Source organism: Mesorhizobium waitakense, assembly GCF_056431085.1.
In genome coordinates, this window is the sequence record NZ_JBWKME010000048.1 from 1 (window position 1) to 1080 (window position 1080).

Sequence of the window (1080 nt, forward strand, 5' to 3'; positions counted from 1 at the left end):
TGATCGCCGCAATCAGGAAAGGCCGGTCGCCTATCACTACGACTCCCTCCGGGGACACAATGATGAACCTGCAGCACGGCTCGCAGCACGGCTGGGCGCCGACCTACAAGACGCCAGCATGGCTCAGCAGAAAAACGGTTATGATTGCGGCGTCTTTGCAGTGGATGGCACACGGGCGCTGGTTAGGCGATTGGCGGGAAGACGGCAAGCAGACCTGCGGAACCTCGACAACCTCGTCGCAGATCGGCGGGCACTGCAAAACCGTCTCAGGGGCTGATTGCGATACGGCTGAGGGGCGCGGCCAACAACCCGGCGCGGTCCCCTCTCGGCCTTCTCTCATAGAGCCTGGCAGAGCGCTTCTCGCCGACGAGGAGCGTAATCAGCGCCCTCGCAGGGTCTTGTTGCAACGGCTGAAGAGGGGCGCAGAGAGGCACTGATGCGAGGTCTATCAGTAGGCAGGATTCGAACTGCTCGGCGATCGAAGCGTTCGGACTGTAGCTGTGCCTCGCCTGTCGTTTGCGCATCATGTGGATCATCTCGATGCCGGATAAAATGGTTGTGGCGGTGGCCGCCGATTTGAAGCCGAGCATCGGCCGGGCGCGGCGCTTGGAGTGCCGATGTCCTGCTCGATCCTTCAAATACTGGCTCCGGCGGATCCAGATCGGCTCCAGGAGCGATCCTGCAAGCGATTTGTGGTCTTGCAGGAAACGATCCCGTCTCGATTGCTCTGGCTACCGTCGATGACGACGCAATCCGGTTGGCCATGAGGCTCCAGCGCCTTTCTGAAGAAGCGTTTGGCCGACGGCAGGTCGCGCTGTTGCGCTGAAATGCATTCGACGCTGTCATGCCATTGGCGGTCACGCTCCGCTAATCCCAGATCATTCCAACTCGACGCATCATCGTAAGCGGTGCGCCAAGGCACCTCCCAAAATCGTCTTGTGATGCGTCTATGGTAGGTCGCTCGTTGGCCGGCGCGCCGGCGTCGATCACTGATGGTAGTGGGTGACGTAGTGGAGTTCGCGGAGGGCGGGGATGACGAGGGCGATGTCTTTGTAGGCCTCGTGCTCGATGAAGTGCGCG

At 60.9% G+C, this 1080-nt stretch carries 2 pseudogenes; one reads left to right on the forward strand and one right to left on the reverse strand.

From position 1 onward, the window contains the following. Positions 1 to 277: pseudogene (locus AC07FD_RS10730) on the forward strand (Ulp1 family isopeptidase); the annotation flags it as partial. Between the two features lie 184 nt (positions 278 to 461). Here the strand turns inward: AC07FD_RS10730 and AC07FD_RS10735 are convergent. Next, positions 462 to 844 (reverse strand): annotated as a pseudogene (locus AC07FD_RS10735) (DDE-type integrase/transposase/recombinase); the annotation flags it as partial. Positions 845 to 1080 lie beyond the last annotated feature (236 nt).